General features: G+C 66.3%; 8 protein-coding genes. 4 read left to right on the top strand and 4 right to left on the bottom strand.

The window, feature by feature from the left end; genetic code table 11:
• The 3 genes from panC to LPZ50_RS17035 all read right to left on the bottom strand — a co-directional run.
• Positions 1–690: pantoate--beta-alanine ligase (gene panC, locus LPZ50_RS17045; protein WP_230662914.1), on the bottom strand; the 690-nt coding region annotated here is incomplete at its 3' end.
• Between the two features lie 39 nt (positions 691–729).
• Positions 730–1,617 (bottom strand): segregation and condensation protein A, encoded by an 888-nt coding sequence (locus LPZ50_RS17040; RefSeq protein WP_230662912.1) that lies wholly within the window; start codon positions 1,615–1,617, stop codon positions 730–732.
• A 17-nt stretch (positions 1,618–1,634) separates the two neighbouring features.
• On the bottom strand, positions 1,635–1,823 hold the full coding sequence (locus LPZ50_RS17035) for a DUF3460 family protein (protein WP_230662910.1): 189 nt from the start codon (positions 1,821–1,823) through the stop codon (positions 1,635–1,637).
• 110 nt (positions 1,824–1,933) lie between these two features.
• Here LPZ50_RS17035 and LPZ50_RS17030 point away from each other — a divergent pair, with 110 nt between their 5' ends.
• Complete coding sequence (locus LPZ50_RS17030) at positions 1,934–3,379, top strand: DHA2 family efflux MFS transporter permease subunit (RefSeq protein WP_230662908.1); 1,446 nt, start codon at positions 1,934–1,936, stop codon at positions 3,377–3,379.
• Positions 3,379–4,899, top strand: a complete 1,521-nt coding sequence (gene glpK, locus LPZ50_RS17025; RefSeq protein WP_230662906.1) for a glycerol kinase GlpK — start codon at positions 3,379–3,381, stop codon at positions 4,897–4,899. Before LPZ50_RS17030 ends, glpK begins: the two co-directional genes overlap by 1 nt.
• Before the next feature lie 464 nt (positions 4,900–5,363).
• Here glpK and htpG read toward each other — a convergent pair whose 3' ends face one another.
• A complete protein-coding gene (gene htpG, locus LPZ50_RS17020; protein ID WP_230662904.1) occupies positions 5,364–7,271 on the bottom strand; it encodes a molecular chaperone HtpG in 1,908 nt (635 codons plus the stop codon).
• Between the two features lie 254 nt (positions 7,272–7,525).
• Between htpG and azu the strand changes: the two genes are divergently transcribed.
• Positions 7,526–7,975 (top strand): azurin, encoded by a 450-nt coding sequence (gene azu / locus LPZ50_RS17015; protein WP_230662902.1) that lies wholly within the window; start codon positions 7,526–7,528, stop codon positions 7,973–7,975.
• Positions 7,976–8,157: 182 nt separating this feature from the next.
• On the top strand, positions 8,158–9,339 hold a 1,182-nt coding region (locus LPZ50_RS17010), incomplete at its 3' end, for an FMN-binding protein (protein ID WP_230662900.1).

The raw sequence follows: 9,339 nt of genomic DNA, 5'->3' as shown, positions 1-9,339 counted from the left end.
CGCCAGCGCCTGCGTGGCCTCGCGCTCGACCAGGGCCGCATCGTGCTCGCCGCCCGCCACGCGTTGCCGCATGGATTGCAGGGCCGCATACAGCGCCGGCGCCTCGGCGCGCTCGTCCGCCGACAAATAGCGGTTGCGCGACGACAGCGCCAGGCCGTCATCGGCGCGCACCGTTTCATGGGCCACCACGTCCACCGGCAACTGGAACTGCCGGCACATGTTCCGCACGATCATCAACTGCTGGTAGTCTTTCTTGCCAAACACCGCCACGCGCGGCTGCACACAAGACAGCAGCTTCAGCACCACCGTGCTCACGCCCTCGAAGAAGCCCGGCCGGAATTCGCCTTCCAGGATGTCGCCCAGGTCAACCGGCGGCTGCACCCGGTAATTCTGGGGTTCGGGATACATCTCGCGCTCATCGGGCGCAAACAGTACGTACACATCGCGCGCGCGCTCGAGTTTTTCAATGTCGTCCCGCAGTGTGCGCGGATAGCGGTCGAAGTCTTCGTTGGGGCCGAACTGCAGGCGGTTCACGAAAATACTGGCCACCACCGGGTCGCCGTGCTGGCGCGCGGTTTTCATCAACGCCAGATGGCCTTCGTGCAGATTGCCCATGGTGGGCACGAACGAGGCACGGGTCTGGCCGCGCAGGTGGTCGCGCAGCTCTTGAATCGTATGGACGACTTTCAAGGGGGTCTCCGGGGTCGATCAGCAGGGGCCGGCCGCCGTTCAGGCGGCGGCCGCCACGCTGGTGTAGGCCAGGCGCACGTAAATGGGCGCGTAGGGCTCGGCCTGGGTAATGTCCAGCAGCGATTCGCGCGCCAGTTCCAGCATGGCGATGAAGTGCACCACCACCACGGCCACCGGCGCGCCCTCGCGCACGCGTTCCATGAACAGTTCGCCGAACTCCATGAAGCGCACGTCGTTCAGGCGCCGCAGAATGTGCGTCATGTGGTCGCGCACGGATAGCTGTTCGCGCGTGATGTGATGGTGCTGGTTCAGCTTCGCGCGCTTGAGGATATCGGCCCAGGCGGCGCGCAGGTCATCCACGCTGACGTCGGGCAGCATGCGCTCGACGGTAATGTCGGCCACGCCCTGGGCGCGGTTGAAATCGCGCCCCAGCTGCGGCATGGCGTCCAGTTTCTGGGCCGCCAGTTTCATTTGCTCGTACTCGAGCAGGCGGCGCACCAGTTCGGCGCGGGGGTCTTCGGGTTCTTCGCCGGTATCGCTCTTTTTCACCGGCAGCAGCATGCGCGACTTGATCTCGATCAGCATCGCGGCCATCAACAGGTACTCGGCCGCCAGCTCCAGGTTGTGCAGGCGGATCTGATCGACATACGACAGATACTGGCGCGTGACATCCGCCATGGGAATGTCCAGCACATTGAAGTTCTGCTTGCGGATCAGGTACAGCAGCAGGTCGAGCGGGCCTTCGAACGTCTCCAGGAAAACTTCCAGCGCGTCCGGCGGAATGTACAGGTCGGTGGGCAGCTGGAACAGCGGCTCGCCATACAGGCGCGCGAACGCCACGCTGTCCACGACATCGGGCGTGCTGTCCACCGGAGGTTCCACCAAGGCAGCCAGGGCTTCGCCGGGAACGGGAGAGTTCGGGGGCATGGGGCGCCGTGAGCGTATCAGTCGGGCTGATACACGTACGGCCGCTGCGGCACGCGGGCCGCGCGGAAACCTTCCAGCAGTTCAGTGTTCTGCTGCTTGTCCCACAGGCGGGCGCGGCCTTCGCGCTGGCGCTGTTCTACATCAGGGTGCGCCGCCTTGTAGTCTTTCAGGAAGCGGGTGATTTCGGATTCGTAGTTACTTGCCATGACACCGGGTCGAACAGGTTGCGGATCAGGCAAGTTTACTTCAGCCCGGGCGGGCGGCGCCGTTACAAGGCCGGCGTTACAATCGACCGGCCCCCAAGCCCCCTCCCGACATGTCCGCCGAATCCGCCAGTCCAGAATCTTCCTCTACGTCCTCCCAGGATACCGCCCGCGCGGCCCGGATGATCCCGTTCATCGTCGGGTGCGCGCTGTTCATGCAAATGCTCGACTCCACGGTAGTGGCCACCGCCCTGCCGGCCATGGCCCAGGCCCTGGGGTCGACCCCGGTGCGGCTGAACGTGGCCATTACCTCGTACCTGCTGGCCGTGGCGGTGTTCGTGCCCGTCAGCGGCTGGGCGGCCGACCGCTATGGGGCGCGGCGGGTGTTCATGGCGGCCATCGCCCTGTTCGCCGTCAGCTCGGTGGCCTGTGCCCTGGCCCAGAACCTGGCGCACCTGGTGCTGGCCCGGGTAGTGCAGGGCCTGGCGGGCGCCATGATGGTGCCGGTGGGCCGCATCATCCTGCTGCGGGTGGTGCCCAAGCAAGACCTGCTCAAGGCCATGTCGTTCCTGTCCATTCCCGCGCTGCTGGGGCCGGTCATCGGCCCGCCGCTGGGCGGCTTCATGGTCACGTACATGTCCTGGCACTGGATATTCCTGATCAACGTGCCCATCGGCATCATCGGCATCGCCCTGGTGCGCCGCTACGTGCCGGAAATCCGCGAGGCATCCACCCCCGGGCTGGACTGGATAGGCTTCCTGCTCAGCGCCGTGTGCCTGGCCACCCTGGTCAGCGCCTTCGAGGCCCTGGGCCACAGCCTGATCCCGCCCGCCGCGGTGGCCGGCCTGGCCGCCACCGGCCTGCTGTGCGGCGCGCTGTACGTGCTGCACGCCAGGCGGGCGCCACACCCCATCCTGGACCTGAACCTGCTGCGCGAGCCCACGTTCGCCATCTCGGTGCTGGGCGGCAACCTGTGCCGCTTCGCGGTGGGCGCCATGCCTTTCCTGCTGGCCGTGCAATTGCAGGTGGGCTTCGGCCTGACGCCGTTTTCGGCCGGCCTGATCACCTTCGCCAGCGCCGCCGGCGCGCTGCTGATGAAATTCGTGGCCACGCCCATCGTGCAGCGCTTCGGCTTCCGCAGCGTGCTTACCGTCAACGCCATCCTGACCGGGCTGTTCGTCATGCTGTGCGCGGCATTCACGCCCACCACGCCGGTGTGGCTGATGATAGGCATCCTGCTGGCCGGCGGCTTCTTCCGGTCGCTGCAATTCACGGCCGTAAATACGCTAACCTATGCCGACATGACGCCCGAGCGCATGAGCCGCGCCAGCAGTTTCGCGGCCATGGCCCAGCAACTGGGCATCAGCCTGGGCGTCGGGGTGGCCGCGGTCACGCTCAATCTCAGCATGGCCGCGCGCGGCGCGGACCATGTCGTCATTGGCGACGTCATGGTCGCGTTCATGGTCATCGGCGCGTTGTGCGCGGCCTCGACGCTGTCGTTCCGCAGGCTGACGCCCTCGTCCGGGGCCCAATTGCAAGGCTCACAGGCAGACTCATAATGACGAAATCGTTCATTCTGGCCCTGGACCAAGGCACCACCAGTTCCCGGGCCATTGTGTTCGACCGCCAGGGCACGGCGCGCGGCGTCGGCCAGCGCGAATTCCGCCAGTACTATCCGCAGCCAGGCTGGGTGGAACACGACGCCAGCGAAATCTGGCAAAGCCAGCTCGAAGTCGCCCGCGAAGCCCTGCGCAACGTGGGCGCCACCGCCGCCGACATCGCCGCCATCGGCATCACCAACCAGCGCGAAACCACCCTGATCTGGGACCGCGCCACCGGCCGCCCGCTGGCCCATGCCATCGTCTGGCAAGACCGCCGCACCGCCCCCCTGTGCGACAAACTGCGCGAACAGGGCCACGACCGCCTCATGCAGGAACGCACCGGCCTGGTGCTGGACGCCTATTTCTCGGGCACCAAGCTTGCCTGGCTGCTGGACAACGTGCGCGGCGCGCGCGAAGCCGCCCGGCGCGGCGAACTGGCTTTCGGCACCATTGACACCTGGCTGGTCTGGCAACTGACCGGCGGACAGGTGCACAGCACCGACCCCAGCAACGCCTCGCGCACCCTGCTGTTCGACATCCACACGCAGGACTGGAACGACGAAATCCTGCAGCTGCTGGACATTCCGCGCAGCGTGCTGCCCTCGGTAGCCCCCAGCAGCGCCGAAGTCGGCCGCGCGCTGCCCGACTGGTTCGGCGGCCCCATTCCCATTGCCGGCATCGCCGGCGACCAACAAGCCGCCACCTTCGGCCAGGCCTGCTTCAAGCCGGGCATGGCCAAGAACACCTACGGCACCGGCTGCTTCATGCTGATGAACGTGGGCGAAGCGCCGGTGGCCTCGCGCAACAACCTGCTGTCCACCATCGGCTGGGGCCTGCCGGCCGCGGGTGCCGGCCCGGCTGGCAAGCCCACCTACATGCAGGAAGGCGGCGTCTTCATGGCCGGCGCGGCGGTGCAGTGGCTGCGCGACGGCCTGGGCATCATCCAGCGTTCCGACCAGGTCGAGGCCCTGGCCGCCAGCGTGCCCGATACCGACGATGTCTTCCTGGTGCCCGCCTTCGCCGGGCTGGGCGCCCCCGACTGGGACCCCTACGCCCGCGGCACGCTGGTCGGGCTGACGCGTGGCACCACCCGCGCCCACGTGGCCCGCGCCACCCTGGAAGCCATCGCGCTGCAAAGCGCCGAATTGCTTACTTGCATGAACGCCGACAGCAAGATCGAACTGTCCGAACTGCGCGTCGACGGCGGCGCCGCGCGCAACGACCTGCTGATGCAGATGCAGGCCGACCTGCTGGGCGTGCCGGTGGTACGCCCCCGCGTGTCCGAATCCACAGCGCTGGGCGCGGCCGGCCTGGCCGGCCTGGCGGTGGGTTTCTGGTCCGGCCTGGACGAATTCGCCGCCCAATGGGAAGCCGAACGCCAGTTCGACCCCCACTGGACGGCCGACCAGCGCCAGGCCCGCCTGGCCCGCTGGCGCCAGGCCGTGGAACACGCCAAGGGCTGGGCCAGGCCGGCATAGGCGCCGCCTGTTTGCGGGGTATGGCAGGGTGGCTCGGCCGGGGGCCTGGCTCCGAAGATGCCGAACACCGTTGCGTGCCACAACGGTCTCAGTGGGACGGTGTCTGGCACCCTGGCGGGAGCCAGACACCCACGGCGCTACCTCAGCCGCCGTGGCAAGCGTTCACGGATGTTCACAGGTGTCTGGCTCCCGCCAGGGTGCCAGACACCCAGACGCTACCTCAGCCGCCATGGCGAGCGTTCACGGATGTTCACAGGTGTCTGGCTCCCGCCAGGGTGCCAGACACCCAGACGCTACCTCAGCCGCCATGGCGAGCGTTCACGGATGTTCACAGGTGTCTGGCTCCCGCCAGGGTGCCAGACACCCAGACGCTACCTCAGCCGCCATGGCGAGCGTTCACGGATGTTCATGGGTGTCTGGCTCCCGCCAGGGTGCCAGACACCGCATAACGCCACGCGGTCGCGTCAGGCCTTCAGCAGCAACCCATTCAGGCGCTTCACGAAGGCCGCCGGGTCGGCGATTTGCGCGCCTTCGGCCAGCAGCGCCTGGTCCAGCAGCAAACGCGCCCATTGCTCGAACTCGGCGTCGTCGGCGTCGCGCACCCGCGCGATCAGCGCGTGTTCGGGGTTGATTTCCAGCACCGGCTTCACATTCGGCGCTTCCTGCCCCGCCGCCTTCAACATGCGCAACAAATGCGGGCTAAGGTCGTTCTGCCCCACCACCACGCACGCCGGCGAATCCACCAGGCGCAGCGTCACGCGCACTTCCTTCACCTGGTCTTCCAGCGTTTTCTGCAGGCGCTCCACCAGCGGCTTGAAGCTTTCTTCCACTTCCGACTGGCGCTTTTTCTCGTCTTCGTCGGCCAGGTCCGCCAGGTCCAGCCCGCCCTTGGCCACCGACACCAGCGACTTGCCGTCGAACTCGCGCAGATACGACAACATCCATTCGTCCACGCGGTCCGACAACAGCAGCACCTCGATACCCTTCTTCCGGAAAATCTCCAGGTGCGGGCTGTTGCTGGCCGCCGCGAAACTGTCGGCCGTCACGTAGTAGATCTTGTCCTGGCCTTCCTTCATGCGGCCCACGTAGTCCGCGAACGACACCGTCTGCGCGGCATCGCCGGTATGGGTAGACGCAAAGCGCAGCAGCTTGCCGATGCGTTCCAGGTTGGCGGCGTCTTCGCCCGCGCCTTCCTTCAGCACCTGGCCGAACTCGGTCCAGAACGTGGCGTAATCGTCAGCCTTGTTCTCGGCCATGTCCTCCAGCAGCGACAGCACGCGCTTGGCCGACCCTTCGCGTATCGCCCGCACATCGCGGCTTTCCTGCAGAATCTCGCGCGACACGTTCAGCGGCAGGTCCGCCGAATCAATTACCCCGCGCACAAAGCGCAGGTACGACGGCAGCAGCTGCTCGGCGTCATCCATGATGAACACCCGCTTCACATACAGCTTCACCCCGCGGCGGCCTTCGCGGTCCCACAGGTCGAAGGGCGCATGCTTGGGCACGTACAGCAGCTGCGTGTACTCGCTGCGGCCTTCCACGCGGTTGTGGGTCCAGGCCAGCGGGTCGTCGTAGTCGTGCGACACCGTCTTGTAGAACTCGCGGTACTGCTCGTCGGTAACGTCGTTCTTGCTGCGCGTCCACAGCGCATTGGCCTGGTTCACCGTTTCCAGCTCGTCCTGCTTGACCTGCTCGCCCTTCTCGGCGTCCCAGTCTTCCTTGGCCATGCGGATCGGCAGCGAAATGTGGTCGGAATAGCGGCGCAGAATCTCGCGCAGTTTCCAGCCATTCAGCAGCTCGTCTTCATCGGCGCGCAGATGCAGCGTCACGTCGGTGCCGCGCGCCGCTTTCTCGGCGGCGCCAATGCTGAACTCGCCCTGGCCATCCGATTCCCAGCGGATGGCTTCGCCGGCGGCGGCGCCCGCGCGGCGGCTTACCACCGTTACCTTGTCCGCCACGATGAACGACGAATAAAACCCCACGCCGAACTGGCCGATCAGTTGGGCGTCTTTCTGCTTGTCGCCCGTCAGCTGGGAAAAGAACTCGCGCGTGCCGGAACGGGCAATCGTGCCCAGGTTGGCAATGGCCTCGTCGCGCGACAGCCCGATACCGTTATCGGAAATGGTGATGGTGCGCGCCGCCTTGTCGTAATCCACCGTGATGGCAAGCTCGCTGTCGCCCTCGAACAGGCCGGGCGCGTCGATAGCCTCGAAACGCAGCTTGTCGCAGGCATCCGACGCGTTCGACACCAGTTCGCGCAGGAAAATCTCTTTATTGCTGTACAGCGAATGAATCATCAGGTGCAGCAGCTGCTTCACCTCGGCCTGGAAGCCCAGCGTTTCGGGGGTAGAAGACGTTACGGGTTCGGTCATTGCTCTATTCGTAGAAGATAGAAAAATCGGGACAGGCTTGGGCCAGGCGCGGCCGTCAGCCCGAAACCCGCAAGTTATAGGGGCAGCGGCCCGGAATTTCAAGGCCACCCGGCTTAACATAAATGGCGTGCCCACATCCTTGTTCCTGATCAAGGCACGTTACACCCCCACCTGGATAGACTTACGGACTTCGGCGACGCCACCACCGGCACCTTCCGGCCGGCCCTTCCGTCGCCTTGTTACTGGAGATTTTCATGCTGGTCAAAGCCACCCTTGCCGTCCTGCTGTCCGCCGCTAGCCTGCCCGCCCTGGCCGCCCAGTGCGAAGCCACCGTCGAAAGCAACGACGCCATGCAGTTCAACACCAAGGAAATCGTCGTCGACCAAAGCTGCAAGCAGTTCACCGTGCACCTGAAGCACGTGGGCAAAATGGCCAAGGCCGCCATGGGCCACAACTGGGTGCTCACCAAGCAGGCCGACATGCAGCCCGTGGCCACCGACGGCATGGCCGCCGGCCTGCCCAACGACTACGTCAAATCCGGCGATGCCCGCGTCATCGCCCACACCAAGGTCATCGGCGGCGGCGAAGCCGATTCCGTCACCTTCGACACCGCCAAGCTGGCCGCCGGCGAACAATATGCATTCTTCTGCTCGTTCCCGGGGCACTGGGCCATCATGAAGGGCACACTGAAGTTCGGCGGCTAACGCGCTTCCGCCCTTCCGCGTAGCGGGCGCTTCCATCAGGGGCGCCCTTTTTATTTTTCAAACTTGACCTCACTCAAGGCCCTTCCCGATACGGCTCCGTAGCATGTCTGCAAACACGCTTAACGAGTTGTCACATGCCAGGGCCCGTGGGATCAGCACCATTCATCCGGACATTCCGGGCCTTGTTGTTTTTGCTGTTGGCGGGCGCGGCCCTGTTCGCAAACGCCGCGCTCGCCCAGCGCCTGCCCCATTTTCTTGAAGCCTACTCCCCGGCCCAGCTATTCCCCGGCGCCGACCGCCTGGGCCCGCCCGAAGGCCGGCCGCTGGCGGCCCGCGCCTATGCCGGCCAGCAGCCCCTGGGCTATGTCTACCTAACCACCGACGTCGTCAACACGCGCGGCTACTCCAGCAAGCCCATCGACGTCGTAGTAGGCCTGGCCGACAACGGCCGCATCGTAGCCGCCAGGCTGGTAGAACACCACGAACCCATCGTGCTTATCGGCATTCCCCAGTCCAAGGTCGAAGCCTTCATCCAGGGCTACGTGGGGCTGAACTTCATAGAATCGCCTCCCCGCCCTGGCGCCCAGCCGCCGGTGGACATCATCAGCGGCGCCACGGTCACGCTGATGGTCATTGGCGACAGCATTACCCGGTCGGCCATCGCGGTGGCGCGCGCACGGCTGGCCGGCACCGCACCGGCCAGCGCCGGACAGGCCACCCCGGTCGCCCAACGCGCGGTCAACGACACGCTGGGCCCGGCCGAATCCTGGCAAACCCTGCTGAACCAGGGCGCGGTGCACCGCCTGCACCTTACCGTAAACGATGTGAACCGCGCCTTCGAAGGCGCGGGCCGGGCCGATGCCGCGGCCCGCCCCGAAACCGCCAACGGCGCCGACACCTTCATCGACCTGTACGCCGCCCTGGTCAGCGTGCCCACCATCGGCCGCAGCCTGCTGGGCGATGCCACCTGGCAGCACCTGTCGGGCACCCTGAAACCCGGCCAGCAGGCCCTGCTGGTGGCCGGCAACGGCGCCTATTCGTTCAAGGGCTCGGGCTATGTGCGGGGCGGCATCTTCGACCGCATCGAAATCATCCAGCACGAAAACAGCTTCCGGTTCCGCGACCGCAACCACCAGCGCCTGGCCGACGTGGCCGCCGCGGGCGCGCCCTGGTTCGCCGAGGTGGCGCTGTTCGTCGTGCCGGACGACGCCACGCTGGACCCCACCGCCCCCTGGCGGGTGCAACTGATGGTACAGCGCGTGCTAAGCGTGCAGAACAAGGCCTTCGTCACCTTCGACCTGCCCTACGAACTGGGGCAGGCGTATACCCGGCCCGCGGCCCATGCCGCGGCCACGCCGGCCGCG

It is taken from the genome of Bordetella petrii, from assembly GCF_020991325.1.
Classification (GTDB): domain Bacteria; phylum Pseudomonadota; class Gammaproteobacteria; order Burkholderiales; family Burkholderiaceae_B; genus Bordetella_A; species Bordetella_A petrii_E.
This window is presented reverse-complemented; position numbering and strand designations above follow the sequence as displayed.